The sequence below is a fragment of the Actinomadura viridis genome, from assembly GCF_015751755.1.
Classification (GTDB): Bacteria; Actinomycetota; Actinomycetes; order Streptosporangiales; family Streptosporangiaceae; genus Spirillospora; species Spirillospora viridis.
On record NZ_JADOUA010000001.1, the window covers coordinates 6269661 to 6295599 of the forward strand.

Sequence of the window (25939 nt, forward strand, 5' to 3'; positions counted from 1 at the left end):
TCCTGCGCCTGGGGGATGGGCGGAACGGAGTTCACTACCTTCGCTAAAACTGGTTGTAACCCTGGCATTGCCTGGTGAAACCCTGATCTGGACAGGGATGGTCCGGAGAACGACCGAATCAGCGGCAGGCGCGTGGCGAAGGCGCGGTTTCGAGGGGCGAGGAAGGAGCCGCGGGTGACCGGGACGGGCCGTGCCGTCGCCGTTCCGGTCACCCGGCGGCTCCACCGTCCGGTCAGCGGACGGACCCCACCGCCCTGTCACCGGACGGCCCCGCAGTGAGAGCGCCCCTCACGGCGGGGGCGACCCGGCCGGCCCACTCCTCCAGCAGGGAGCCGGGCCGGTCGAGCCGGGACTCGGGGAGCGCCAGCCCCGGAGAGGGGACGTCGGCGCCCAGTTCGACCAGGAGCGGCCGCAGGTGGACCTCCACCGCCAGCGCGTGCTCCGGCGCCCCCACCACCAGCAGCGGGAGGGCGATCTTGCCGGTCAGCGCGCCGGCGGCGAAACGGTCCAGGAAGACCTTGAGCAACCCGGTGTAGGTGGCCTTGTAGGTGGGGCTCGCGACCAGCAGCACATCGGCCGCGGTGACCCGGGCGAGGGCGTCCGCGACCTCGGAGGGCGGCTCCGGGGCCAGCAGGCCCGGCCCGAAGGCGGACAGGTCGATGACGTCGGGCTCGCCCGCCAGCCCCGCCGCGTCCGCGACGGCGAGGGCGGCCGCGACCGCGGCACCGGCCGTACGGGATCCGGGGCGGGGGTTTCCGATGATGACCGCGAAGCTCACGGAACCCATCCTGACCCCATTTGCCTACTAAGTCAACTGGATTACTAGGAAATACTGAGGATCGATGCCCGCGCGGAACGGTGCCTCCCACCCCTGGGGTACCGACCGCGCGGACATCGCCTTCGGTGCCGCCAACCGCCCTGGGCCCCGCGCGCCGAGGAGGATCCGACGGAGCCGGGCGGTTGCCGATCTGGGGACTACTCTGCACCGTCTCGATGCCATAGGGGCTACATCGAGGTGACGAACACGTTTCCTGCCAATTCGTGTTCGTTCGGCGCCATACTGTGCTCACGATCGGGGACAGGTTGGACCGAAGCGACGAAAGGTGACGTGGGGACAGCATGGACGGGCAGGCCACCCAATCCCCGGCGGACGACGTACGCCCCCTGGAGGCGGACGACCCCCGGGCGGTGGGCGGATACCCGCTGCTCGGCAGGATCGGCGCGGGCGGCATGGGCACCGTCTACCTCGCCCGCCGGCCGGACTCCGACGGCCGGGTGGCGGTGAAGACCATCCATCCGCACCTGGCCGCCGACGCCGCGTTCCGCGAGCGGTTCCGCGACGAGGCGGTCCTGGCGGGCCGGGTGGCCTCGTTCTGCACGGCGCGGATCCTCGCGCACGGGGAGGAGGAGGGCCTCCCCTACATCGTGAGCGAGTACGTCGGCGGGATGTCGCTGCAGCAGCGCATCGGCCGGGGCGGCCCCCTGCCCAGCGCGGAGGCGCACGGGGTGGCCGTGAGCGTGGTGTCGGCGCTGGCCGCCATCCACGCCGCCGGGCTGGTGCACCGCGACCTCAAGCCCGCCAACGTCATGCTCACCCTCTCCGGCTGCCGCGTGATCGACTTCGGGATCGCCCGCGCGCACGACGGCCGCGCCGACGACGCCCGGGGCGCCCGCACCTCCACCGGAACGGTCCTGGGCACCCCCGGCTGGATGGCCCCGGAGGTGCTGGCCGGCGAATCCGCCGGCCCCGCCGCCGACGTCTTCACCTGGGGCTGCCTGATCGCGTACGCGGGTACCGGCCGGATGCCCTTCGGCGAGGGCTCGCCGGCCGAGGTCGCCCGCCGCGTGATGAGCGCGGAGCCCGATCTGACCGGCCTTCCCGCGACGCTGCTGCCCGCCGTCCGGGCGGCCCTGGCCAGGCGGCCCGGCGACCGGCCCGCCGCGCCGGACCTGCTGCTCGCCCTGGTCGGGCAGACCGAGCCCCCGGTCGCCGCGAAGGGCCGCGACCGCCGGAAGCCCGCCGTCCCCGCGTCCCGCCCGGCGGCGCTTCAGGAGGCGGCCCCGTCACGCCGGCCGGCGGCCGACCCGGACGAGGGCCCCGACACCGCCGCCTTCACCGTGATCACGCATGTCGGGGCGCGCTCGACCACCCGCGCCCGGCTGCTCGCCGCGGCCGGGGCCGCCGCCATGGCGGTCCTGACCGGCGGCCTGCTCATGGGGCTGGGCGGCCGGGAGGGCGAGGCGACGCCCGCGCAGCCCGTCTCGTCCACCCCGTCCGCCCCCGCGCCCGGCACCACGGCGCCGCACCCGGCGCCCCGGAACGCGGTGCCGGGCGGGCCCCGTCCCGCCGAGCACGTCCCGGCGCAGCAGCGGCGGCGATCGCAGAAGGGCAAGGGGCAGGGCACGGACGCGGGCAAGGGCAAGAACGCCGGAGACAAGGGTGGCTCGGGTAAGGGGAAGGGGCGTTGAGCACGCGGCCGGACGCGCCGGGGCGCGCGGGCCGTCAGGTACGCCAGATCAGGACGAGGGCGCAGTCGTCATCGCGGGCGGCGGCCATCGTCTGGACCAGTTCCCTGGCACCCTTGCGGAAGCCCTGCGGGACCAGCCGTTCGGCCTCGCCCAGCAACCGGTCGATCCCCGCGTCGAGATCACGGCCGGGAGCCTCCACCAGCCCGTCGGTGTAGAGCAGCAGCGCGTCGCCGGGCCGGAGCTGGCCCCGCTCGGGGACGCAGCGCAGGTCGGGCACCACGCCCAGCACCACGCCCTTGGCGGCGCTGACGCGCCAGGTGCCGCTGGCCGCCTCGAACTGGACGGCCGGGGGGTGCCCCGCCGACTCCACGGTGTACTCGCCGGTCTTCATGTTCAGCACCAGATGGACGGCGGTGACGAAGCCCTCGTCCCAGCGCTGGCGCTGGAGATAGGTGTTGCAGGCGGGCAGGAAACGCTCGGGCTGGAGCGATCCAAGGAGGCCACCGAAGGCCCCCGACAGCATGAGCGCCCGCGTCCCGGCGTCGGTGCCCTTCCCCGACACGTCCACCAGCGCCAGCTCCAGCATGTCCCCGTCGGCGGCCGAGACGACGAAGTCGCCGCCGAACGACGACCCGCCCGCCTGGACCAGCACGACCTGGGAGTCCCAGCCTTCCGGCAGCGCGGGCATCTCGCCCTGCCGGACGAGCCGGTCGCGCAGCTCCAGCAGCATCGAGTCGCCCCGCAGCCCCTGGACGCCGAGCTGCTGGCGGGTCCGGGCCAGCGTCAGCGCGAGCACCGCGGTGATCGCCAGGGTGGCGACCATCCCCGGGCCGATGTCCCGGGGATCGTGCCAGTTGATGTAGAAGACCATGCCCGCGACCACGGCGAGCAGCGCCACCAGGCCGCGCACCCGCAGCAGCAGGCCGCCGCCGAGCACGGTGAGCACCAGGGCGCTGGGCGGCGCCCAGGCCCGCGAGACCGTGGCGCCGAAGCCGATGACGACGGCCAGCAGCGCCAGGGCGACGAACACGTTGCGTTCACGGGTCAGCTTGCCGCGCAGGAGCCACCTGTAGATCCGCACGAGAACGGGAATCCGGCGCAGGAAGGCGCGGACTCCCGGCGGGAGGAGGTGGACCAGACGTTGCAGCATGACTCCGGCACTGTATCGAGCATCCGCCCCAACCGGCGCGCATCCGCGCCACCGATCACAGGATGTAACGGTCCAGGATAGGGAAAGGTCACGGGTGATGCCCGGTCCCGGTTTCCGGCGGACGGCGCCGCCGGGTTCCGGTCCGGCCGTTCAGGGAGCCCGCCCTTGCCCCCTCACCCGCCCTCCGGTTCCAATGGTCCTCCCGGGCGAAAGTCCTCCGGGCGAACTACCGGGCGAACTTCCGGGTGAACTTCCAGGCGAAGTGGACATGGACGTGAGGAGCGGCGCAGTGGGACAGCCGGGCATGCGGATCACGGTGGACGCGGCGATGCGGGCGAGGGACATCTCCCGGCCGCGCACGGAGGGTGAGGAGCCCCCGCCGGCCAAGCCCGCCGCCGGGTCCGAACCCGAACCCGGCAGGCGGGGCAAGGCCGCGAAGAACGAACGCCGGCGTCTCGACAAGCGCGGCGGGCGCAAACCGCCCCCCTGACCCGGCGGCCGGACTGCTACGACGGGTGGGGCAGGGCGGGGAGTTCACCGGTCCGCTCGTACTCGGCGAGCATCGCGATGCGGCGGGTGTGCCGTTCCTCGTCCGAGTACGGGGTCTCCAGGAAGAGCCGCACGAACTCGGTCGCGGTCTCCAGGTCGTGCTGCCGCGCCCCGAGGCTGATGATGTTGGCGTCGTTGTGCTCGCGGGCGAGCGTGGCGGTGGCGGTGTTCCAGACCAGGGCGGCCCGGGCGCCCTTGACCTTGTTGGCGGCGATCGCCTCGCCGTTGCCGGACCCTCCGATCACGATGCCCAGGCTGCCGGGTTCGGCGACGGTCCGCTCGGCCGCCCGCAGCACGAACGGCGGGTAGTCGTCGACGGCGTCGTATTCGAGCGCCCCGCAGTCGACCGGCTCGTGCCCGTTCTCCTTCAGCCAGGAGACCAGGTGCTCCTTCAGCTCGAAGCCGGCATGGTCGCATCCAAGAAACACGCGCATGCCCCCAGTCTCCCAGGCCGCCGGACCCGCCAGGGCGCCGGGTCCGTCCTCACCCGGGGACCGGGACGGGGAAGCGGAAACCGTGGTCGACCTGGGCCTCCAGGTCCTCGCCGACCGCCCGGTTGGCCCAGCTCCGGGCGTTCTTCACGTGGAACTCCACGGCCTGCCGCCGGAACCTGTCCCAGTCCTGCTCTCGGGCGTCGACCGCCGCGCGCATGCGGTCCAGGGCGCCCAGGTTGCGGCTCTCCAGGGCCACGCCCCCGCGGCCCTGCTCCAGGGCCCGTACGGCGGCGGACTGGCCGAGCCAGGTGAGCAGGTCGTCGCCGACGTGCTCGCGCAGGTAGGCCACGTCCTCATCGCTCTGCACCTTGTTGCCCACGACGGTGATGGCGACGTCGTAGTCCCTGGCGTAGTCGGTGTACTGGCGGTAGACGCCGACGCCCTTGCGGGTGGGCTCGGCCACCAGGAACATCAGGTCGAACCGGGTGAACAGCCCGGAGGCGAAGGTGTCGGCCCCGGCGGTCATGTCGACGACGACGTACTCCCCCGGCCCGTCCACGAGGTGGTTGAGGTAGAGCTCGACCGCGCCGGTCTTGGAGTGGTAGCAGGCCACGCCGAGGTCGTCGTCGTTGAACGGTCCGGTGGCCAGCAGCGTGACGCCGTCCACGTCCCGGCCGAGCGCGTGCACGGGGTCGTCGCCGCCGAGCCGCAGCAGCCGCGACCCGGAGCCGGGCGGGGTGGTCTTGACCATGGCGGCGGCCGAGGAGATCCGCGGGTTGTCCCCGCGCAGGTACTCCTTGATCTCCGGCAGCCGGTCCCCCATCGCGGGGATCTCGGCGGCGCGCCGCTCGTCCAGGCCGAGCGCGACGCCCAGATGCTGGTTGATGTCGGCGTCGATGGCCACCACCGGCAGCCCCTGCGCGGCCAGATGCCGGACGAACAGCGACGACAGGGTGGTCTTGCCGCTGCCGCCCTTGCCGACGAACGCAATCTTCACTAAAGCCCCCGTTTCGGATATGAAAACCGTTGCCATTTCCGGGATGACGAGTCTCCCCGACCGGGCACGGCGAAGCAAGCCGAATCCCCGAAGTGGCACGGAAAGCGGCGGGATCGGGGGCGATGCCACCCGAAATATGGCGTTATGCCAGGTAGGGCGGGCGGTCACACCCTCGGGCGGACGGCGGAAGGGTCGAACCCGAAAGGGAGTTCCAGGCGGTGCGCGCCCAGCAGCTCGGCGTCGCCCAGCAGATCCAGGGTGGGCGCGTCGGCGGCGATCACCCCGCCCGACAGGATGAGGGAGCGCGGGCACAGCTCGGCCGCGTACGGCAGGTCGTGGGTGACCATCAGCACGGTCACCTCCAGCCCGAGCAGGATCTCGGCCAGCTCCCGGCGGCCGGCCGGATCCAGGTTGGAGGACGGCTCGTCCAGCACCAGGATCTCCGGCTCCATCGCCAGCACGGTCGCCACCGCCACCCGGCGCCGCTGGCCGAAGCTGAGGTGCTGCGGCGGCCGGTCGGCGACCTCCAGCATGCCGACGCGGCGCAGCGCGTCCTCCACCCGCCGGTCCAGCTCCGGGCCGCGCAGGCCCAGGTTGGCGGGGCCGAACGCGACGTCCTCCCGGACCGTCGGCATGAACAGCTGGTCGTCGGGGTCCTGGAAGACGACGCCGACGCGGCGGCGGATCTCCCGCAGCGCCTTCCTGTCCTTCGGGTCGACCCGCATCCCGCCGACGCGCACCGACCCCAGGCCGCCGTGCAGGATGCCGTTGAGGTGCAGGACGAGGGTGGTCTTGCCCGCGCCGTTGGGACCGAGCAGCGCCACCCGTTCCCCGCGGCCGATGGTGACGTCCACGCCGTACAGGGCCTGGGTGCCGTCGGGGTAGGCGTAGGCGAGCCCCTGCACTTCGAGGGACGGAACGGTCGTCATGGGACCATCCAAGCGGTCAGGGCCACCAGGCCCGCGGCCAGGGGCAGGACGGCGGCGGCCGACCACTGCCCGGGCGTGGCGCCCACGTCGTGCACCACCGGCATCCGGCCGTCGTAGCCGCGGCTGACCATCGCCAGGTGCACCCGCTCGCCGCGTTCGTAGGACCTCAGGAACAGCGCGCCCAGGGACCGGGCGAGCACGCCCGCACTCCGCGGGCCGCGGGCCTCGAAGCCGCGCGCGGCCCGGGCCACCTTCATCCGGCGCAGCTCGGCGGTGACCACGTCGCCGTACCGCAGCATGAACGTCGCGATCTGCGTGATGAGCTGCGGCGTCCGGAGCCGCTCGATGCCGAGCAGCAGCAGCCGCGGCTCGGTGGTGGCGGCCAGCAGGACGGAGGCGACCACGCCGAGCGTGCCCTTGGCGAGGATGTTCCAGGCGCCCCACAGGCCGTTGACGCTGAGGTGCAGGCCGAGGACGTCGATCCTCTCCCCGGTCGCGACGAACGGCATCAGGAAGGCGAACGCCACGAACGGCAGCTCGATCATCGTCCTGCGCAGCACCAGCCCGAACGGGATCCGGGCGGCGGCGGCGACGGTGGCCAGCAGCACCGCGTACACCGCGAACGCCCAGATCCGCTCGCGCGGGGTGGCCACCACGATCAGCACGAACGCCAGCAGGGCGACCAGCTTGCACTGGGGAGGGAGGCGGTGCACCGGCGAGCCGCCGGGGACGTAGAGCCGGTGCGCGTGCCCCTGCCCCATCTACGCGTCCCGGGAGGGCGTGGCGGCGCCCCGCTCCCCGGCCGCGCCGCGGGCCTCGCCCTGGGACGCGCTCCCGTCCGCGGACGGGTCACGGCGCCGCAGGACCCAGAAGAGCCCGCCGCCCACGACCAGGACGGCCGCGACGCCGATCACGCCGGACAGGCCGCCCGAGAGCCGGGAGTTCTCCACGCCCTTGACGCCGTAGTCGCCCAGCGGGGAGTCCTTGAGCGCGTGGTCCTTCTCGGCGGCGTTGATGCCCTTGTCCTCGGCGACCCGCTCCAGCCCGTCGGGATGGGAGCTGGCGTAGTAGCTGACGATCCCCGCCAGGACGAGCGTCACCAGCAGGGCGGCGGCGAAGAAGCGCTTGGTGGTCATGCCCGTCCCTCCGTGGCGGTCTCGGCGGCGGGCGGCGCGGTCCGCAGGACCACCGGCTTGATCAGCTCGCGCGCCCCGTACACCAGGTCCGGCCGTACGGCCAGCACGCTGGACACCGCGAACGCGGTGATCAGTCCCTCGCCCACGCCGATGAGCAGATGCACCCCGACCATTGCGGCGGCGACGGTGCCGATCGGCACGTCGGTCGTCCCGCCCACCGCGTAGAGGAGGGTGAAGGACAGGGCCGACGCCGGCACCGACACGGCCGCGGCGGCGAAGGCGGCGGCGCTCGCGGCGGGCCGCGTCTTCGGCAGGATCCGCAGCAGCCCCCGGAAGAGGAGGTACCCGACCGGGACGGTGACCAGGGCCATGACGATGACGTTGGTCCCGAGCGCGGACAGGCCGCCGTCGGCGAACAGGAGCGCCTGGAGCAGCAGCACCACCGACACGCACAGCACGCCCGCGTACGGGCCGACCAGGATCGCCGCGAGCGCCCCGCCGAGCAGATGCCCGCTGGTCCCGGCGGCCACCGGGAAGTTGAGCATCTGCGCGGCGAACACGAAGGCCGCGGTGAGACCGGCCAGGGGCGCGGTGCGGTCGTCCAGTTCCCGCCGCGCGCCGCGCAGCGACACCGCCACGCCCGCGACGGCCACCGCGCCCGCCGCGAGCGATGTCGGTGCGTCCAGGAATCCGTCCGGTACATGCACGATCATCACCGTCCCTGCCGACCTGTCGAGGTAAAGCCAGTTTGAGGCGGACTCATCGTAGGTGCAAGTCGTTCGCAACAGCCTTGCCTTCGCAGGCGGCTCCGGGCGGGCGGCCTCAGGACGGGCGCCGGACGGGCTCAGGACGGGCGCCGGACGGGCTCAGTCGAAGATGGGGTCCCTGGTACGGGTGCGCTTGAGCTCGTAGAACCCGTCGGTCTGCGCCACCGCCAGCACGCCGTCCCAGAGCTTGACGGCGGCCTCGCCGCGCGGGATGGGCGTCACCACGGGCCCGAAGAACGCGCTGCCCTCGACCTCGATCACCGGGGTGCCGACCTCCTGGCCGACGCGCTCGATGCCGTCCTGGTGGGACGCGCGCAGGGCCTCGTCGTAGTCGGTGGAGTCGGCGGCCTCGGCCAGGGCGGGATCGAGCCCGGCGGCCTCCAGGGCCGCGGCGAAGGTGGCCTTCTCCCGCGGCAGCTTCTCGTGGTGGAAGCGGACGCCGAGCTCGGTGTAGAGCCTGCCGAGCACCTCGGAGCCGTACTTCTGCTCCGCGGCGATGCAGACGCGCACCGGGCCCCAGGCCGTCTCCAGCATCTTCCGGTAGTTCTCCGGGATGTCCTTGTCCTCGTTCAGGACGGCCAGGCTCATCACGTGCCAGCGCGGCTCGATGGGACGCAGCGCGGCGACCTCGTGGACCCAGCGGGAGGTGATCCAGGCCCAGGGGCACATCGGGTCGAACCAGAAGTCAACGGGAGTAAGAGGGGCATCGGTCGACAAGTCAGCCTCCTGTAGGCGATCAGGGCATCACCGAACGTGATCATCGGTGATCAGTGGTACGACTGGCGCAACCGGCCCGACACCGCCGCCATTCCCGCGCGGCGCGCCGGGAACGGCGGCCGCGTCGGCGGGCGCCGATCGTCGGCCCGGTTGGTAGACATGGAACGACAGCTTTCGGAACTCCCGAGGAGTACATGTGGCAGGCAACCTCACGCGCGACGAGGCGCGGGAACGGGCTCGGCTGCTCACCGTCGACGCGTACGCGGTCGAGCTCGACCTCACGACGGGTGAGGAGCGGTTCGGGTCCACCACCGTGATCAGGTTCGGCTGCGCCGAGCCCGGCGCGTCGACCTTCGTGGACCTGCACGGCGCCGTGGTCCGCGAGGTCACCCTGAACGGGACCGCGCTCGACCCGGCCTCCTACGACGCGGGCAAGGGCCGCATCCCGCTGCCCTCCCTGGCCGCGTCCAACGAGCTGCGGGTCGTGGCCGACTGCGCGTACTCCCGCTCGGGCGAGGGCCTGCACCGCTTCGTCGACCCGGTCGACCAGAGCGTGTACCTCTACACGCAGTTCGAGACCGCCGACGCCCACCGCATGTACACCTGCTTCGACCAGCCCGACCTCAAGGCGGCGTTCGAGCTGGGCGTGACGGCGCCCGAGGGGTGGCAGGTGGTGACCAACGCCGAGGGGAGCGCCTCCGGCGGGACGTGGCGGTTCCGGCCGACGCCGCAGGTCTCGACCTACATCACCGCGCTGGTGGCCGGGCCGTACCACGCGGTCACCGGCGAGTACCGGCGGGAGGACGGCACGGTGATCCCGCTGGGGGTGTTCTGCCGCGCGTCGCTGGCCGAGCACCTGGACGCGGACGCGATCATGGACGTCACCCGGCAGGGCTTCGCGTTCTTCGAGGAGGTCTTCGACCAGCGGTACCCGTTCTCCAAGTACGACCAGCTCTTCGTGCCGGAGTTCAACGCGGGCGCGATGGAGAACGCGGGCTGCGTGACCTACCTGGAGGACTACGTCTTCCGGTCGCGGGTCACCGACGCCGCCTACGAGCGCCGCGCCGAGACGATCCTGCACGAGATGGCGCACATGTGGTTCGGCGACCTGGTCACCATGCGCTGGTGGGACGACCTGTGGCTCAACGAGTCGTTCGCCACGTACATGAGCGTGCTGTGCCAGGCCGAGGCCACCAAGTGGACCGGCTCCTGGACCACCTTCGCCAACCTGATGAAGGCGTGGGCGTACCGGCAGGACCAGCTGCCCTCCACCCACCCGATCTCGGCCGACATCCCCGACATCCGCGCGGTGGAGGTCAACTTCGACGGCATCACCTACGCCAAGGGCGCCAGCGTGCTCAAGCAGCTGGTGGCCTATGTCGGGCGCGACAACTTCCTGGAGGGCGTGCGGCGCTACTTCCGGCGGCACGCCTGGGGCAACACGGTCCTGGCCGACCTGCTGGACGCGCTGGAGGAGACCTCCGGCCGCGACCTGACCTCCTGGTCGAAGGAGTGGCTGGAGACCGCGGGCGTCAACACCCTGCGCCCCGCCTACGAGGTCGACGCGGACGGGAACTTCACCTCGTTCGCCGTGCTCCAGGAGGCCAAGGCCGAGTACCCGACGCTGCGCTCGCACCGGGTCGCCGTCGGCCTGTACGACCGGGAGGCCGGCTCCGGCGGGCTCGTCCGGCGCGAGCGGGTCGAGCTGGACGTCGTGGGCGCGCGCACCGAGGTGCCCGCCCTGATCGGGCAGAAGCGCCCCGACCTGGTCCTGGTCAACGACGACGACCTCACCTACGCCAAGATCCGCCTGGACGAGCACTCGCAGCGGACGCTGGTCGAGGGCATCGGCGACATCAAGGACGGGCTGCCGCGGGCGCTGTGCTGGTCGGCGGCCTGGGACATGACCCGGGACGCCGAGATGGCCACCCGCGACTACGTCCGGCTGGTGATCAGCGGCATCCGCGGCGTCACCGACATCTCCGTGGCCCAGACGCTGCTGCGGCAGACGCGCACCGCCGTCCAGCAGTACGCGGCGCCGGAGTGGCGGGTCGAGGGGCTGCGGCTGATGGCCGGCGCGCTGCGCGAGCTGGCCGAGGAGGCCGCGGCGGGCTCGGACTTCCAGCTGGCCTACGTCCAGGCGTTCGCCGGGGCCGCGGTCGACGGCGGCGACCTGGACCTGCTGGCGGGCCTGCTGGACGGCTCGCGGGTCCTGGAGGGCCTGAAGGTCGACACCGAGCTGCGCTGGACGCTGCTGCGCCGCCTGGTGGTCACCGGCCGCGCGGGCGAGGCGGAGATCGCCGCCGAGCTGGAGCGGGACCCGACCGCGGCGGGCGAGCGGCACGCGGCGGCCTGCCGGGCCGCGATCCCCACCGCCGACGCCAAGGCCGCGGCCTGGGCCGCCGTCATCGGCGGGAAGCTGCCGAACGCGGTGTTCCGGGCGACGCTGGGCGGGTTCGTCGAGCCCGACCAGGCCGAGCTGCTGGTCCCCTACGCCGACCGGTACTTCGCCGAGGTGGGCCGGATCTGGGACGAGTGGAGCAGCGACATGTCCCAGACGTTCGCCGAGACCGCCTACCCGTTCCTGGTGGTCGAGCAGTCCACGATCGACCGCACCGAGTCCTACATCGCCGAGCACCGGCCGCCGGCCGCCCTGGAGCGGCTGCTGTCGGAGGGCCGGGACGGGGTCGCCCGCGCGCTGCGCGCCCGCGCCAAGGACGCCGCCTCCGCCTGACCCGCCCGGCGCCCCGGGCCGCCTGACGGCCCGCCCGGCCGCCCGTCGACCGCGCCGCCGTGCCCGCGCTCGCCGCGGGCACGGCGGCGCGGCGCGCCGGTTCGGGCCGCCTGCCCCGGATGGCAGGGTTCGGGTGCGAAGGTGAGGGACGACTGCTTCGGGCGGAAGGGTGGCGGGAAGGTGGGGACGTGGAGACCGCGCGGGACGTTCTGACGGCACTGGCGCGCAGGCAGGCGTTCGGCGACCTCGAGGCGCTGGTCGCCGCCGGCGTGCCGCTGAACGCGGAGCGGGCCCCGGTGGCGGCGCTGTGCGCGTTCGGGCAGCGGGTCATGGAGCTGGACGCCGAGGACTTCGGCATGCCCGAGGAGGCCGGAGAGGTCCCCAAGGACCTGCTGGACCGGGCGCGGGCCAGCCGGATGCCGCAGGCGCCGCGGGAGCGTCCGCGCGGGGCGCTGGCCACCCTGCGGCCCGCGTACTCCCTGCTGCTGGAGGTCATCGCGATCCGCTGGCACCGCCGCGAGATGGCCGCGATGGTCGCCGCGCTGCACATCGCCAGCGAGTACCTGGCCCTGCTGGCGTGGGAGCCGGTGCTCGGCCACGCGGGCGACCCCGCGCTGCTGGGCCCGGCGGTGACCGGTCCCGGCAGCCGGTTCGGGGTGCCCGTGGAGCCCGGCGCCGCCCGTGTCTGCGACCACACCCGTCCCGAGCGTTCCGCCTGCGAGCGGGCGCTGCGGGTCGCCACCGAGCCCCCGTCGGGCTGGCGGGCCTACCTGGACCGGCAGCACAGCCAGGTGGCGCAGGCGCTGGGCGACTGCGCGGCCCGCTGCCGCACGCCCTGCTCGGTGATGTCCCGCATGGACGAGGACGTGCGCGCGGACCTCGCCGAGCGGTGCAGGCTCGCGGCGGACTTCACCGACGGGGCCCTGGTGAAGCTGCGGCACGCGGCGCCCGTCGGCCACGGCTTCGGAGTGCCCTCGCCGCAGGAGGTGCAGGCCGCCTGGGCCCGGGCCCGCCGGTCACTCGCGCGCCATCCGCTCGGCGGGGCGGCGCTGGCCTCGGCGGAGAGGGACCGGTACCCGCTGCCGGGGCTGCCGGGGCTGTTCTCGGCGATCGCCGGCGCCGAGATCGTCCCCGACACGCTCCTCGCCGACGTCTCGGTCCGCCTCACCGCCGCCCTCTCCTGACCGCCGCCCTCTCGACCGCCTCCCTTCTCGGCCTCCGCCTCTCGGCCTCCGCCTCTCGGCCTCCGCTTCTCGGCCTCCGCCGCACGGCACCCGGTTCAGGGAGGGGGCGCCTCGGCCCCGGCATCCTCCGCCCGGTCCGTCAGGGGGGCCAGTGACGCCTTCAGCCGCGCGGCGTCCGGCAGATCGTCCAGGAGGACGGGCCGCCCCTCGGCGTCGGCCAGCGGCACCCGCCAGTTGGGGTACTCGTCGACGGTGCCGGGCTGGTTCTGCGTACGGCGCTCCCCCACCGCGTCGGCCAGCGAGACGCCGATCAGGCGGGCGGGGGTGCGCGCCAGGAACGCGTGCAGGGCGGCCGTCACCTCGGCGTCGTACCGGGCCGAGCCCTCCCCCGGGACGCCGTCGCCCAGCAGCGCGTCCAGGATCTCGCCGGGAGGCGTGGCGAGCAGCCCCTCGTCATGGAGGAGGCTGAGCCAGCCGGTCAGCTGCGCGCGATGGTCCTCGACCTCGTCGGCGACGGCCCGGGTGAGCAGCCCGAGCCGGTCGCGCAGCTCGATGTGGTCGCCGTGCAGGAAACCGGTGGTGGGCGGCATGTCGTGGGTGCCCACGGTGGCGAGGGAGGTCTCGCGCCAGTCCCCGGGCCTGCGGGGGCGCCCCTCGTCGTCGCGTTCGAACCACAGCAGCGACGTGCCCAGGACGCCCCGGGCGGCGAGGTCCTCCCGTACCTCGGGCTCCACCGTGCCCAGGTCCTCCCCCACCACCACCGCCCCGGCCTGCGCCGCCTCCCAGACGAGGGTGGACAGCATGGCGTCGCGGTCGTAGGCGACGTAGGTGCCCTCGGCCGGGGAACCGCCCTCGGGGACCCACCAGAGGCGGGAGACCTGCATGGCGTGGTCCAGGCGCAGCCCCCCGCCGTGGCGCAGCGCCGCGGCGAGCATCCCCCTGTACGGGAGATAGGCGGCCTCGGCGAGGCGCCCCGGATGCCAGGGCGGCTGGCCCCAGTCCTGGCCCTTCTGGTTGAACTCGTCCGGCGGGGCGCCGACGCTCATGCCGGGCGCGAACATCGGCCGGTACATCCACGCGTCGGCGCCGCCCGGATGCACGCCGACCGCCAGGTCGTGCACGATGCCGATCGGCATGCCCGCGTCCACGGCCGCCGACTGGGCCGCCGCGAGCTGCTCGTCGAGCTGCCACTGCAGCCAGGCGTGGAACTCGACGCGGCCGGCGAGGCGTTCGGCGGCCCGCGCGACGGCCGGGTTCTCCGCGTCCCGCAGCTCGGCCGGCCAGTGCCGCCAGTCCGCGCCGTGCTCCTCGCTAAGCGCGCTCCAAGTGGCGAACGCCGTCAGCGGAGCCCCTTCCCGATGCCGGTACGCCTCGTAGGCCCGCTGCCGTTCAGGGCCGCGCGGGAGTGCGAAGAGGGCTTCGAGGGCCTCCCGCTTGGCCTCCCATACGGCGTCCCGGTCCAGCTCGCCGCGCGTCCCCGGCGCAGGCCCCTTGCCCTTGCCGCCCTTCCCCTTGCCGGCTCCTATGCCGATTCCCTTGGCGGCCTTGCCGGCTCCCTTGCCGGCTCTCTTGGTGGCCTCGCCGCGGGCTCGGGCGGCCAGGGCCGAAAGCCGTTCGCGCTCCTTGGGGGGCAGGGCGGCGTACTCGGGGACGTCCTCCACTCTCAGGTAGAGCGGGCTGGCGAAACGGCGGCTCACCGGCGAGTACGGGGACGAGCCGATGGGGGTGACGGGTTCGGTGGCGTGCAAGGGATTGACCAGGACGAAGCCCGCGCCGAGCTCCCTGCCGCTCCACGCCGCGAGTTCGGCCAGGTCGTGCAGATCCCCCATCCCCCAGGACTCCCTGGACGGAACGGAGTAGAGCTGGCAGGTGAGGCCCCAGGCGCGCGGCGGCGGCGGAAGGCGTTCGGGGGTCAGGAGCAAGGGGGCGGTCTCCTCCCGCCACCGGCTCCGGACCCGTGCGCGGACCCGATGCCAGCCCTCCGGGAGGCCCGGCGGGAGGTGATACTCCTTCACGATCCCGTCGGGCGCGCGGACCGTGGTGCCGTGCAGCTCGACCGTGCCGCCGGTGGACGTGTCCAGCCACACCTCGTCGGCCCCCTGCGCGCCCCAGGGGACCCTGAGCGCCGCCGGGCGCCCCGTACGCCGGAACAGGATCGGAGGGAGCAACCGGTTGCGCCGCTCCTCCCGCAGCCGGGCCAGCGTCTCCCGTACGGCCGCGGGCGTGGAGACGTCCGCGCCGAGGGCGCCCAGCACCGCCTTCAGGGTGTCGTCCGAGACCTGTACCTCCTGGCCGCGCCAGTCGGCGTAGCTCGCCGCCACACCGTACGCGCGAGCCACCTTGTTCAGTTCCGCATCCGCCACGCTCTGACCTTGCCCCTTTGTTCCGCGGCCCGGTGAGGGCTCTCGTGCCTGAGGCAGTACCCGTCTCCGGCTGCTTACCCCTCACGTCCGCGCCCCACCCGGCCGCCGCGGCCGGCGGTGGTCAGTCGGCCGGTGGTCAGTCGTTCCAGATCGGCGGCTTGCGGCCCGCCCAGGGGCGGGCCTCCTCCAGCTGCGCGGCCAGGGAGATGAGGGTGCCCTCGCCGCCCAGCCGGCCGGCGAGCATGACGCCGATGGGCAGGCCGTCGGCGTTCCAGTGCAGCGGCACGTTGACCGCGGGCTGCCCCGAGACGTTGTAGGGGGCGCAGAAGGGGGTGAAGTGCTTCTGGCGGCGGAAGTTCTCCTCCGGCTCCTGGTCGTGGAAGTGACCGACGGGCAGCGGCGGCTGGGCCAGGGTCGGGTGCAGGATCGCGTCGAAGCCGTCCATCACGGGGAACGCCTGGCGCAGCGCGGCCTGCAGCATCGCGTGCGCTCCGAAGAGCTGCGGCGCCGTCGTCGCGTGCCCGCGCTCGCGCAGCCACCGCGTGAGGGGCTGGAGCAGGTGCTCGCTCTCGGGCTCGACCGGGGTGAGGGTGGCCATGACGCCCCAGAGCGTCTCGAAGATCGGGACGAGGTCGGGCCCGAGGACCCGCGGCATGTCGACGACCTCGTGGCCGAGCTCCTCCAGGAGCAGGGACGCCTCCTCGTACGCCGCGACGCAGTCGGGGTGGACCTCGGCGTCCGGAACGACCGGCTCGCGGCTGCGAGCGATCCGCAGGCGGCCCGGCGGGCGCTCGGCGTGGGCGAGGAAGGTCCCCTCCACCGGAGGCGCCAGGTAGAGGTCTCCGGGCATCGGGCGGGCCATCACGTCCAGCAGGAGGGCGGCGTCCCGGACGGTGCGGGCGATGGGGCCGTTGGCCGACAGCCCGAACAGGTCCGGCACGACCGGCCCCTGGGAGACCCGGCCGCGGGTCGGCTTGATCCCGAACAGCCCGCAGGCGCTGCTGGGAATGCGGATCGAGCCGCCGCCGTCGCTGCCCTGCGCGACCGGCGCCAGGCCGCCGGCGACCGCCGCGGCGGCCCCGCCGCTGGAACCGCCCGCGGAGCGGCCCAGGTCCCAGGGGGTACGGGCGGGCGGGGCCACGTCGCCCTCGGTGTAACAGGGCAGGCCGAACTCGGGCGTCGAGGTCTTGCCGGGAAGGACGGAGCCCGCCTCCCTCAGCAGCGTGACGACGTTGTCGTCGGCGAACCCGGACAGCTCGGCGAAGACCCGCGAGCCGAACGTCATCCGGACGCCGGCGACCATGTTGAGGTCCTTGATCGGCACCGGCACGCCGAGCAGAGGGGGCAGCCCGGCGGTGCCGGCCGCCTCCATCACGCGCTTCTCGGCGCGCGCGGCGTCCTCGCCGGCGCGTTCGGCGGTGACCGTCACGTACGCGCCGAGGCGGGGATTCAGCCGCTCGATCCGCGCCAGGTAGTGGTCGGCGACCTCGACGGGGGACAGCTCGCGGGAGCGGATCGCGGCGGCCAGCCGCAGGGCGCTCAGATCGTGGATGTCGGTCACACCACGGAACGCTAACGCGCGGCGCCGGCACGCGCGAAGACCGGGTTCGTACCCGGGACGGCAACTTCCAACACCGTCGAAGAGGCGACAAAAGTATTAACCCGACATGGCTGGTACCCGTTCGCGGAAATGATTACTCTGCGCTCGGAGGATCATGCGTCCGGAGCGGAAGGAACACGGAGCGTCACTCATGGCGATCAGGGAGCGGGACAACACCGAGGAATCGCGGGGACGGTCCCGCGAGACGTCCACCGGCCGCCCGCCCTTCGGCCGGCCGCCGGGCCGCGAGTCCTACGGCGAACTACTCAAGGATCCGCGGGTCCGCCCCTGGCTGGAGCGCGCCGCGGCGGCGCTCGCGATCGTGCTGGTCGGCACGATCGTCTTCTCGTTCAGGATCGGGCTCACCGTGGCGGTCCTGGCCGTCATCGCCGACGTCGTCCGCCGGTCCCGCAAGGGCACCAGCGTGGACGCGTGGAAGAAGTCCTCGGCCGCCGAGCGGCGCACGGAGAAGCAGCTGCGCTCGCTGCGCAAGGGCGGCTACCGGGTGCTGCACGCGCGGGCCGTCCCGCGCGACGACGAGGGCGTCAGCGACGGCCGGATCGACCATCTGGTGATCGGCCCCAGCGGCGTGTACGCCATCGACTCGGAGAAGTGGGACAAGCGGCTGCCCGTGCGGACCCTCTCCCACCGCAAGCTCTTCCACGGCCCCTTCAACAAGAAGGACCGGCTGGACGAGGCGCGCTGGGAGGCCGACCAGGCCAGCAAGATCATCGCGAAGCGGGTGGGCTTCGAGGTGCCCGTCCAGGCGTCGGTGGCCATCTACGGGCCGTCCATCCCGTGGAAGGTGATGCGCGTCCGGGACGTCGACGTCTACGCGGGCAACCGGGCGCGCGGCTACCTGCGCCGCCGCCCCAGGATCCTGACCGAGAGCGACGTCGAGCGCATCTACCAGGCGGCCGAGGAGTCGCTGCCGCCCAAGTACCCCACTGACCTGGACGCCCCCGCGGAGTAGCGCGGGAGCCGCGTTCCCGGCGTGACCGGCCCGCGGGGCCGCGTTGGTACGATCGGTGGTACACGGGCCGGTCCCGCACGACCTCTGTGGGGCCCGGCCGCAGCGCCGCGATCCGCCGCTGCGATCGAACGCGATCGGACACCGGACGGCCGGTCGGGACGGCCGGCCCGGCGGACCCGGCCCGGCACGGCCCGCCTCGGCGGCGCCGGCACGGTCGTACGATCGTTCAGAGAACGCCACAGGTTGGAGAGGTCACAGATGCCCCCGCTCAGGTCACGTACGGTCACTCACGGCAGGAACATGGTGGGCGCCCGCGCCCTCATGCGGGCCAGCGGCGTAGCGCGGGAGGACTTCGGCAAGCCGATCGTGGCGGTCGCCAACAGCTACACCCAGTTCGTCCCCGGCCACGTCCATCTGCGCGAGGTCGGCGACATGGTCGCCGCCGCCGTGAGCGAGGCCGGCGGCGTCCCCCGCGAGTTCAACACGATCGCCGTGGACGACGGCATCGCCATGGGGCACGGCGGGATGCTGTACTCGCTGCCGTCCCGCGAGCTGATCGCCGACGCGGTCGAGTACATGGTCAACGCGCACTGCGCGGACGCGATGATCTGCGTCTCCAACTGCGACAAGATCACGCCGGGGATGCTGATCGCCGCGATGCGGCTGAACATCCCGGCGGTCTTCGTCTCGGGCGGGCCGATGGAGGCCGGCAAGCCGCTCGAAGGCGTGCTCAACGGCAACAAGCTCGACCTGATCGACCCCATGATCGCCTCCGCCGACGCCTCGGTGTCCGACGAGACCCTGGCGCAGATGGAGGAGGCCGCCTGCCCGACCTGCGGGTCCTGCTCGGGCATGTTCACCGCCAACTCCATGAACTGCCTGACCGAGGCGATCGGGCTGGCGCTGCCCGGCAACGGCACCGTCCTGGCCACCCACACCGCCCGCAAGCGGCTGTACGCCGACGCCGGCCGCACCGTCGTGGAGATCGCCAAGCGCTACTACGAGCAGGACGACGCGTCGGTCCTGCCGCTGAACATCGCCACCAGGGACGCGTTCGAGAACGCCATGGCCCTCGACATCGCCATGGGCGGGTCGACCAACACGATCCTGCACCTGCTGGCGGCGGCGCACGAGGGCGGCGTCGACTTCGGCCTCAAGGAGATCGACGAGCTGTCCCGCCGGGTGCCGTGCGTCTGCAAGCTCGCCCCGGCCACCGGCAAGTACCACGTCGAGGACTGCCACCGGGCCGGCGGCATCCCCGCGCTGCTGGGCGAGCTCGACCGGGCCGGGCTGCTCAACCGGGCCGTCCACACGATCCACTCCGCGTCGCTGCCGGAGTTCCTGTCCGCCTGGGACGTCCGCTCACCGGACGTGCTGCCCGAGGCCGTGGAGATGTACCACGCGGCGCCCGGCGGGGTCCGCACTACCCAGGCCTCCGGCCAGAGCGCCCGGTGGGAGTCGCTCGACCTGGACCGCGCGGAGGGCTGCATCCGGGACGCCGAGCACGCCTACACCACCGACGGCGGCCTGGCCGTGCTGTACGGCAACATCGCCCCCGACGGCGCGATCGTGAAGACCGCCGGCGTCGAGGAGGAGCTGTGGACCTTCACCGGCCCGGCGGTCGTCTTCGAGAGCCAGGAGGACGCGGTCGAGGGCATCCTCGGTGACAAGGTGCGCGAGGGCGACGTCGTCGTCATCCGCTACGAGGGCCCCAAGGGCGGCCCCGGCATGCAGGAGATGCTCTACCCGACCAGCTTCCTGAAGGGCCGGGGCCTGGGCAAGGCGTGCGCGCTCATCACCGACGGCCGTTTCTCCGGCGGCACCAGCGGCCTGTCCATCGGCCACGCCTCGCCGGAGGCGGCCGCGGGCGGCGCGATCGCGCTGGTGGAGACGGGCGACCGGATCGTGATCGACATCCCGCGCCGCTCGATCGAGCTGGACGTCCCGGACGCCGAGCTGGCCGCCCGGCGCGAGCGGCTGGTGGCCGAACTGGGCGGTTACCGGCCGCGTGACCGGCAGCGCCCGGTGACCGCCGCGCTCCAGGCGTACGCGGCGATGACCACGTCCGCGTCCACCGGCGCCGCCCGCGATATCACCCAGCTCGCCGGGCACTGAGCGCACGGACGGCACTGAGCGCACGGACGGCACTGAGCGCTCGAACGGCACTGAGCGTCCGGGCGGCCCGGGCGCTCAGGCGGCACCGAGCGCTCGGGCCGGACGGGGCTCAGCCGCAGCAGCCTCCGCCGCAGCAGCCCCCGCCGCCGCCCGGCGACGGGGGCGGGGCCGGGGCCCCGCCGCGCGCCGTTCCGGTGACGGCGACCGTGGACAGCAGCTTGACGGTGTCGTCGTGGCCGTCGGGGCAGGGGGCGGGCGCGGACGCCTCGCTCATCGGGCGCGCGACCTCGAAGGTCGAGCCGCAGGCACGGCAGCGGTAGTCATAACGTGGCACGGCCCCAGGATAGAGCGGGACGGGGACGGCCGGGGAGATCAGGCGGCGGGTTCGGTGACGTAGGGAGCCCACTGGGGGTCGCCGTCGTTGATGACGCCGATGAGCCTCCAGTGCGCACCACGGGGGACACCGGGCGTGACCTTGAGGGTCCACCCGATCTCCTCCAGGAGACGGTCGGCCTTGCGGTGGTTGCACGTCGTGCAGGAGGCGACGCAGTTCTCCCAGACGTGCTTGCCGCCGCGGCTGCGCGGCTGGACGTGGTCGATCGTCTCGGCGCGGTGGCCGCAGTAGGCGCAGCGGAAGTTGTCGCGGCGCATCAGCGCCATCCGGGTCAGCGGCACCCGGGTGCGGAACGGGATCCGCACGTACCGGCGAAGCCGTATGACGGAGGGGACCTCGATGGACATGGTGGCCGAGTGCAGGATCGCACCCGAGGCGTCGCTGTGGACGACCTCCGCCTTCTCCCTGAGGACGAGGCAGACGGCCCGCCGCAGCGGGAGCGTCGTCAGCGGTTCGTAGGTCGCGTTGAGGAGGAGGACCTGTCTCATCGGACGGCCTCCACCGGTTCCGGTTTCGCCTCGGCGGACGCGGACGTGCGCGCCTCACACCGAGGCCAAGGTATTGTCTCCGGCACCTGCGAACCCGCCATGAGGACCTCCCCAGGGGCGAACCGACCCGAAATCAGTGTGGCGCCTGAGAAGGCCGTCCGCTACCCCATTAATCCCCACAAGCGCTCCGGATCGAACGCCAAGGGCTGCTGACACCACGGAACGTGAGGGCGAACGCCCGGACTGTGACGACGCTTCCCGCCTCAATACCCCGGTTGCGGCGGGCCTAATCCGGTTCAGCGCGTGACTAGCGTTTCACTCCCTTTGGGAGCGAGCGCCCCGTTCGGTCGTGGCGCCGGCGCCTCGTCCCGTTCCGGCGCCAGGGCGGGCTGAGGAGCCCCGATGCCCTCCCTGGGCGAGGTGGCGCCGGAGTTGTACGGCGCGGCGCTCCGCACGGGCGCGCTCGTCTTCAGGGACACGCCCTTGCGGGTCCGCTGCTGCCAGATCACCCGCCCCTGGAGCTGGATCCGGCCCGACACGCCCTCCGGGACGTGGGCCACGAGCGTGCCCTGCCTGCGCTCACCGGGACGCAGCGAGCGGTACTCGCACCGGAGCGTCCCGGTCCCCGCCGCGCAGAGCGCTCCGTAGGAGGACACCCGGAACCTCGGGTCGACGGTGTGGATGAGCACGACCCCGCTCACGGCGCGGTCGCCCGTGTTGCGGAGCCTCCAGCGCCAGGCGACCCGGTCGCCGGTGCCGGTGGTCTCGGGCGCCGAATAGCTGATCCGCACGCCCCCCTGCGCCGACGGCGGGGCCGGGGCCGCCGGTGCGGCCTGCGCGGGCGGGGCCGCGAACGGCAGCGACGCTCCGGCCGCGGCGGCGATGACGGCGATATGCGCGGGCGCTCGACGCCCGCCGGCCATGCTCTTCATGATCAACCCCCGTTGAAACGAGTAGTGGCCAACGCCACTTCTACCGGAGTCCACCTGCGCATCCTCGGCACGACACGTGATCGTCGCCGACCTTCCACGCCGGGGCGCCCCCGCCCCCGGACATCCCTCCCGGAGGGCCTCGGAAGCGACGTGTCCGGCATACGTCCCGGACCCAGGCGAGGGCGCGGGAACGCGCGCGTCCTCAACCGGCCGCGGCCGGGAGGCGCGAGGGGCACGGGCGGCCCCGGGGCCCGCATAAAGTGCAGATCATGAGCCGACCGCCGTATCCGCCAGCCCAGCGACAGGACATCGTCGAGGACGTCCACGGCCACAAGGTCGCCGACCCGTACCGGTGGCTGGAGGACCGCGAGGGCGGTGACACCGAGGCGTGGCTGGCCGCCCAGGACCAGCTGTTCCACGAGACCGTGGACCGGCTGCCGGGCCGTGACCGGCTGCGCGGGCGGCTGCGGGAGCTGCTCGGCGCGGGCAGCGTGGGCGCTCCGGTCTGGCGCGGCGAGCGGCGCTTCTTCACCCGCCGCACGGCCGAGCAGGAGCACCCCGTGCTCTACACCGCGGACCCCGGCGGCGACGAGCGGGTCCTGGTGGACCCGATGGCGCTCGACCCGGACGGCACCACGACGCTGGACGGCTGGCAGCCCGACAAGGAGGGGCGCCGGCTGGCGTACAAGATCTCGCGGGGCGGCGACGAGGAGTCGCTGCTGTACGTGATGGACGTCGCCACGGGCGAGCGGATCGAGGGGCCGATCGACCGGAGCCGCTACGGCTCGGTCGCCTGGCTGCCGGGCGGCGAGGCGTACTACTACGTCCGGCGGCTGGCCCCCGGCGCCGTGCCCGGCGGCGAGGAGCAGTACCACCGGCGGGTCTACCTGCACCGGGTGGGCACCGACCCGGACGCCGACGACGTCCTGATCTTCGGCGAGGGGATGGAGAAGACCAACTACTACGGCGCCGGGGTGAGCCGTGACGGGCGCTGGCTCACGATCTCGGCGTCCCAGGGCACGGCGCCGCGCAACGACCTGTGGATCGCCGACCTGACCGCGCCCGGCGGCGCCGAGCGGCCCGCGCTGCGCGCCGTCCAGGAGGGCGTGGACGCCGAGACCGGCCTGTACGTCGGCCGGGACGGCCGCGCCTACGTCTTCACCGACCGCGGCGCGCCGCGTTCCCGGCTGTGCGTGACCGATCCGGCCGACCCGTCGTACGAGAACTGGCGCGACCTGATCCCGCAGGATCCCGAGGCGGTGCTGACCGACTACGCGATCCTGGACGGGCCGGAGCTGGACCGCCCGGTGCTGCTGGCGGGGTGGACCCGGCACGCGATCAGCGAGATCACCGTGCACGACCTGGCCACCGGCGAGCGGACCGGGACCGTGCCGACGCCCGGGCTCGGCACCATCGGCGGCATCGTGGAACGCCCGGAGGGCGGGCACGAGGCGTGGTTCGGGTACACCGACAACGTCACGCCCGGCGGGGTGCTGCGCTACGACGCCCGTACCGGCGAGGTCGGCGTCTGGGAGGCCGCGCCCGGGACGGTCGAGGTCCCGGAGATCGAGACCCGGCAGGTGACCTACACGTCCTACGACGGCACCGAGGTCCGGATGCTGGTGATCTCCCGGCCCGGTGCGGCGTCCGGGCCGCGTCCGGCGATCCTCTACGGCTACGGCGGTTTCAACATCCCCCTCACGCCCGCCTACTCGGCGAGCGTCCTGGCCTGGGCGGAGGCGGGCGGCGTGTACGCGATCGCCAACCTGCGCGGCGGCTCGGAGGAGGGCGAGGAGTGGCACCGGGCGGGGATGCGCGACCGCAAGCAGAACGTCTTCGACGACTTCCACGCGGCGGCCGAGCGGCTGATCGCCGACGGGCTCACCGCGCCGGACCGGCTGGCGATCTCCGGCGGCTCCAACGGGGGCCTGCTGATGGGCGCCGCGCTCACCCAGCGGCCCGACCTCTACCGCGCGGTGGTCTGCTCGGCGCCGCTGCTGGACATGGTCCGGTACGAGCGGTTCGGTCTCGGCCGGACGTGGAACGACGAGTACGGCACCGCCGACGATCCCGAGGAGTTCGGGTGGCTGCTGTCGTACTCCCCGTACCACCACGTGGAGAAGGACGTCGCCTACCCGGCGACGCTCTTCACGGTCTTCGACAGCGACACCCGGGTGGACCCGCTGCACGCGCGCAAGATGTGCGCCGCCCTCCAGCACGCCACGGCCGGGGACGCGCCGATCCTGCTGCGCAACGAGGCGGAGGTCGGCCATGACGCCCGCTCGGTCAGCCGTTCGGTGGGTCTGATGACCGACACCCTGTCGTTCCTGGCCGCCCAGACGGGGCTGGCGCTGTGACCTCGTGGGATGCGTCACATCGCCGGGGCGGGAAGGGCGGACCCAATTGACACATGGTCGAATAAGTTCGTGACCCTCTCGACCGCCCGCGGCGCCGCGCTGGAGCGGATCCTGCCGCTCCTGGACCCGCCCCCGGCCTCGACCGGCCGCTCCCCCGGCTATCTCGACCTGCTCGCCCCCGAGGACGCGCCGGTGCCGTCCCCGGCCCAGCGGGTGATGGAGTGGACGCTCCTGCCGCGGATCTACGAGCGGATCTGGCGGCCGGTCGGGTTCAACCTCGCCAAGGGCTGGCCGATCGGCCCGGACACCGCCGCCGAGCACGCGCTGGCCCGGGACTGGCTGGGCCTCGGCGGGCCCGGCGCCGCGGGCCTGCCGGCCGCGACCGTGCTGGACGTGGCGTGCGGGCCGGGCAACGTCACCCGTTCCCTGGCCGCCGGGGTGGCCGAGGAGGGGCTGGTGGTGGGGCTCGACCTGGCCGCGGGCATGCTGGCGCGGGCCGCCGAGGACACCACCGCGCCCCATGTCGGCTACGTCCGTGGGAACGCGGTGGACCTGCCGTTCCGGGACGGCTCGTTCGACGCCGCCTGCTGCTTCGGAGCGCTCTACCTCATCGATGACCCGTGGGGCGCCCTCGACGCGATGGTGCGCGTGCTGAAGCCGGGCGGGCGCCTGGTCGTCCTCACCAGCCGCCGCCCGCCCCTCCCCGTGAGCGGGCGGGCCGCGGGGGCCCTCGCCGGGCGCGCGGGCCTGCGCCTCTTCGGCGACCGCGAGGTCACCGGCTTCCTGGAGGGCCGGGGGCTGACGGAGGTCAGGCGTCGCCTCTACCCCGGGCTGCAGTTCGTCGGCGCCCGCAAGCCCGTTCCGGCCGCCCGTCCCTGACCGGCCCATCCCCTGCCTCCGGCGCGCCGGCGTCCGGTGCCCCACTCGTACCCGGGGTCGGTGCCGGCCGGGTACGAGTGGGCGCCTGTGGGCGGGGCCGCGCCGTCCCTCAGCGGAGCGGCTTCTCCAGGTAGATGTTGACGATCCCGCCGATCATCTCGCGCCGGGTCTCGGTCCAGCCGAACCGCCGGTAGAGCCGGAGGGCGGGCGCCTGGAGCTCGGTGGTGTCGGCGCGCAGGACGCGGTAGCCGTACTCGGCGGCCCGCTGCTCCAGCGCCGCGACGACCGCCGCGCCGTAGCCGCGGCGCTGCGCGTCCGGGTGGACGCGCAGCCGGACCATCTCGGCCGAGTCCAGCGCCGGACCGCCCAGCACGTGCCCGCCGAGGGCCCTGGACCGGCCGGCGGGCACCAGGTCCGCCCGGCGCAGCCCGCCCATCGCGACGATCCGCCCGTCCAGCTCGCCGACGATGAACTCCCCGTCGTTGCGGAGATAGATGTCCTCCATCCGGAAGAAGTCGTGGTCGTAGTAGACGCCGTCGCCGGGCCGCAGGCCCACCTGGGCCAGCCCTTCCCGATGCAGGTCGAGGACGGTGGCGTGGTCGGCGGCGCGGTAGCGCCGCAGGCGCAGGGGGCCGAGGCTCCAGACCGGCGGCTCCGCGTGGAGCCGGACCAGGCGGTGGCGGGCGCCGCCCGCCATGCCCCGGGGCAGGGGACGTTCCGCGCCCCCCGCGGCCTCTCCGGGCCGGGGGGCGCCTTCACGCGCTGCCATGGC

The 25939-nt window shown here is 73.6% G+C and carries 23 protein-coding genes; 8 read left to right on the forward strand and 15 right to left on the reverse strand.

Features of this window, described 5'->3' with window-relative positions; translation table 11 throughout:
- Window positions 1–232: 232 nt before the first annotated feature.
- A complete protein-coding gene (locus IW256_RS28380) occupies window positions 233–787 on the reverse strand; it encodes an NADPH-dependent FMN reductase (protein ID WP_197013862.1) in 555 nt (184 codons plus the stop codon).
- Window positions 788–1119: 332 nt separating this feature from the next.
- On the opposite strand from IW256_RS28380, the gene IW256_RS28385 reads away from it, so the two are divergent.
- Window positions 1120–2469: a serine/threonine-protein kinase gene (locus IW256_RS28385; RefSeq protein ID WP_197013863.1), complete on the forward strand. Its 1350-nt coding sequence runs from the start codon at window positions 1120–1122 to the stop codon at window positions 2467–2469.
- Window positions 2470–2503: 34 nt separating this feature from the next.
- Here the strand turns inward: IW256_RS28385 and IW256_RS28390 are convergent, their stop codons facing one another.
- Window positions 2504–3619, reverse strand: a complete 1116-nt coding sequence (locus IW256_RS28390; protein ID WP_197013864.1) for a PP2C family protein-serine/threonine phosphatase — start codon at window positions 3617–3619, stop codon at window positions 2504–2506.
- Window positions 3620–3908: 289 nt separating this feature from the next.
- On the opposite strand from IW256_RS28390, the gene IW256_RS28395 reads away from it, so the two are divergent.
- Entirely contained in the window at window positions 3909–4109 is a 201-nt protein-coding gene (locus IW256_RS28395; protein ID WP_197013865.1) for a hypothetical protein, read from the forward strand.
- 16 nt (window positions 4110–4125) lie between these two features.
- On the opposite strand, the gene IW256_RS28400 is transcribed toward IW256_RS28395, so the two are convergent.
- The 7 genes from IW256_RS28400 to IW256_RS28430 form a co-directional block, all read right to left on the reverse strand.
- Complete coding sequence (locus IW256_RS28400; RefSeq protein WP_197013866.1) at window positions 4126–4602, reverse strand: ribose-5-phosphate isomerase; 477 nt, start codon at window positions 4600–4602, stop codon at window positions 4126–4128.
- Between the two features lie 49 nt (window positions 4603–4651).
- Window positions 4652–5599, reverse strand: a complete 948-nt coding sequence (locus tag IW256_RS28405; RefSeq protein WP_197013867.1) for an ATP-binding protein — start codon at window positions 5597–5599, stop codon at window positions 4652–4654.
- A gap of 164 nt (window positions 5600–5763) precedes the next feature.
- Complete coding sequence (locus IW256_RS28410) at window positions 5764–6528, reverse strand: energy-coupling factor ABC transporter ATP-binding protein (protein ID WP_197013868.1); 765 nt, start codon at window positions 6526–6528, stop codon at window positions 5764–5766.
- Window positions 6525–7289, reverse strand: a complete 765-nt coding sequence (gene cbiQ, locus IW256_RS28415; protein WP_197013869.1) for a cobalt ECF transporter T component CbiQ — start codon at window positions 7287–7289, stop codon at window positions 6525–6527. Before cbiQ ends, IW256_RS28410 begins: the two co-directional genes overlap by 4 nt.
- The gene (locus IW256_RS28420; RefSeq protein WP_197013870.1) at window positions 7290–7664 is read right to left on the reverse strand and encodes a PDGLE domain-containing protein; all 375 of its coding nucleotides are present in this window, start codon (window positions 7662–7664) and stop codon (window positions 7290–7292) included.
- Window positions 7661–8377 carry an energy-coupling factor ABC transporter permease gene (locus IW256_RS28425; RefSeq protein ID WP_197013871.1) on the reverse strand — a complete coding sequence of 239 codons (717 nt, stop codon included), beginning with the start codon at window positions 8375–8377 and terminating at the stop codon, window positions 7661–7663. The genes IW256_RS28420 and IW256_RS28425 overlap by 4 nt, the downstream gene beginning before the upstream one ends.
- A gap of 153 nt (window positions 8378–8530) precedes the next feature.
- Complete coding sequence (locus IW256_RS28430; protein WP_197013872.1) at window positions 8531–9148, reverse strand: mycothiol-dependent nitroreductase Rv2466c family protein; 618 nt, start codon at window positions 9146–9148, stop codon at window positions 8531–8533.
- A gap of 196 nt (window positions 9149–9344) precedes the next feature.
- Here IW256_RS28430 and pepN point away from each other — a divergent pair, with 196 nt between their 5' ends.
- Window positions 9345–11882: an aminopeptidase N gene (gene pepN / locus IW256_RS28435; protein WP_197013873.1), complete on the forward strand. Its 2538-nt coding sequence runs from the start codon at window positions 9345–9347 to the stop codon at window positions 11880–11882.
- Between the two features lie 188 nt (window positions 11883–12070).
- Window positions 12071–13066, forward strand: a complete 996-nt coding sequence (locus IW256_RS28440) for a hypothetical protein (protein ID WP_197013874.1) — start codon at window positions 12071–12073, stop codon at window positions 13064–13066.
- Window positions 13067–13161: 95 nt separating this feature from the next.
- Here IW256_RS28440 and malQ read toward each other — a convergent pair whose 3' ends face one another.
- The gene (malQ, locus tag IW256_RS28445) at window positions 13162–15429 is read right to left on the reverse strand and encodes a 4-alpha-glucanotransferase (RefSeq protein WP_307829152.1); all 2268 of its coding nucleotides are present in this window, start codon (window positions 15427–15429) and stop codon (window positions 13162–13164) included.
- 136 nt (window positions 15430–15565) lie between these two features.
- Window positions 15566–16990 (reverse strand): amidase, encoded by a 1425-nt coding sequence (locus IW256_RS28450; protein ID WP_197013875.1) that lies wholly within the window; start codon window positions 16988–16990, stop codon window positions 15566–15568.
- Window positions 16991–17180: 190 nt separating this feature from the next.
- Here IW256_RS28450 and IW256_RS28455 point away from each other — a divergent pair, with 190 nt between their 5' ends.
- Window positions 17181–18002, forward strand: coding sequence for a nuclease-related domain-containing protein (locus tag IW256_RS28455; protein WP_197013876.1), 822 nt, complete (start codon window positions 17181–17183; stop codon window positions 18000–18002).
- A 258-nt stretch (window positions 18003–18260) separates the two neighbouring features.
- Entirely contained in the window at window positions 18261–20117 is a 1857-nt protein-coding gene (ilvD, locus tag IW256_RS28460) for a dihydroxy-acid dehydratase (protein WP_197013877.1), read from the forward strand.
- Between the two features lie 109 nt (window positions 20118–20226).
- On the opposite strand, the gene IW256_RS28465 is transcribed toward ilvD, so the two are convergent.
- From IW256_RS28465 to IW256_RS28475, 3 genes are all read right to left on the reverse strand, one after another.
- On the reverse strand, window positions 20227–20451 hold the full coding sequence (locus IW256_RS28465) for an FmdB family zinc ribbon protein (RefSeq protein ID WP_197013878.1): 225 nt from the start codon (window positions 20449–20451) through the stop codon (window positions 20227–20229).
- 38 nt (window positions 20452–20489) lie between these two features.
- Window positions 20490–20999: an HNH endonuclease gene (locus IW256_RS28470; protein WP_197013879.1), complete on the reverse strand. Its 510-nt coding sequence runs from the start codon at window positions 20997–20999 to the stop codon at window positions 20490–20492.
- A gap of 296 nt (window positions 21000–21295) precedes the next feature.
- Window positions 21296–21922: a hypothetical protein gene (locus IW256_RS28475; protein ID WP_197013880.1), complete on the reverse strand. Its 627-nt coding sequence runs from the start codon at window positions 21920–21922 to the stop codon at window positions 21296–21298.
- A 278-nt stretch (window positions 21923–22200) separates the two neighbouring features.
- On the opposite strand from IW256_RS28475, the gene IW256_RS28480 reads away from it, so the two are divergent.
- Window positions 22201–24288, forward strand: a complete 2088-nt coding sequence (locus IW256_RS28480) for a prolyl oligopeptidase family serine peptidase (RefSeq protein WP_197013881.1) — start codon at window positions 22201–22203, stop codon at window positions 24286–24288.
- Window positions 24289–24357: 69 nt separating this feature from the next.
- Window positions 24358–25167 carry a class I SAM-dependent methyltransferase gene (locus IW256_RS28485; protein WP_307829154.1) on the forward strand — a complete coding sequence of 270 codons (810 nt, stop codon included), beginning with the start codon at window positions 24358–24360 and terminating at the stop codon, window positions 25165–25167.
- A gap of 109 nt (window positions 25168–25276) precedes the next feature.
- Here the strand turns inward: IW256_RS28485 and IW256_RS28490 are convergent, their stop codons facing one another.
- A complete protein-coding gene (locus IW256_RS28490; protein ID WP_231403962.1) occupies window positions 25277–25936 on the reverse strand; it encodes a GNAT family N-acetyltransferase in 660 nt (219 codons plus the stop codon).
- Window positions 25937–25939: the final 3 nt, after the last annotated feature.

Coding starts and splice junctions, on each gene's coding strand:
- IW256_RS28490 (WP_231403962.1), bottom strand. CDS start 25,936: ATGGCAGCGCGTGAAGGCGCCCCCCGGCCCGGAGAGGCCGCGGGGGGC.
- ilvD (WP_197013877.1), top strand. CDS start 18,261: ATGCCCCCGCTCAGGTCACGTACGGTCACTCACGGCAGGAACATGGTG.
- IW256_RS28475 (WP_197013880.1), bottom strand. CDS start 21,922: ATGGCCGGCGGGCGTCGAGCGCCCGCGCATATCGCCGTCATCGCCGCC.
- IW256_RS28455 (WP_197013876.1), top strand. CDS start 17,181: ATGGCGATCAGGGAGCGGGACAACACCGAGGAATCGCGGGGACGGTCC.
- IW256_RS28410 (WP_197013868.1), bottom strand. CDS start 6,528: ATGACGACCGTTCCGTCCCTCGAAGTGCAGGGGCTCGCCTACGCCTAC.
- IW256_RS28400 (WP_197013866.1), bottom strand. CDS start 4,602: ATGCGCGTGTTTCTTGGATGCGACCATGCCGGCTTCGAGCTGAAGGAG.
- IW256_RS28380 (WP_197013862.1), bottom strand. CDS start 787: ATGGGTTCCGTGAGCTTCGCGGTCATCATCGGAAACCCCCGCCCCGGA.
- IW256_RS28480 (WP_197013881.1), top strand. CDS start 22,201: ATGAGCCGACCGCCGTATCCGCCAGCCCAGCGACAGGACATCGTCGAG.
- cbiQ (WP_197013869.1), bottom strand. CDS start 7,289: ATGGGGCAGGGGCACGCGCACCGGCTCTACGTCCCCGGCGGCTCGCCG.
- IW256_RS28470 (WP_197013879.1), bottom strand. CDS start 20,999: ATGAGACAGGTCCTCCTCCTCAACGCGACCTACGAACCGCTGACGACG.
- IW256_RS28425 (WP_197013871.1), bottom strand. CDS start 8,377: ATGATCGTGCATGTACCGGACGGATTCCTGGACGCACCGACATCGCTC.
- IW256_RS28420 (WP_197013870.1), bottom strand. CDS start 7,664: ATGACCACCAAGCGCTTCTTCGCCGCCGCCCTGCTGGTGACGCTCGTC.
- IW256_RS28390 (WP_197013864.1), bottom strand. CDS start 3,619: ATGCTGCAACGTCTGGTCCACCTCCTCCCGCCGGGAGTCCGCGCCTTC.
- IW256_RS28385 (WP_197013863.1), top strand. CDS start 1,120: ATGGACGGGCAGGCCACCCAATCCCCGGCGGACGACGTACGCCCCCTG.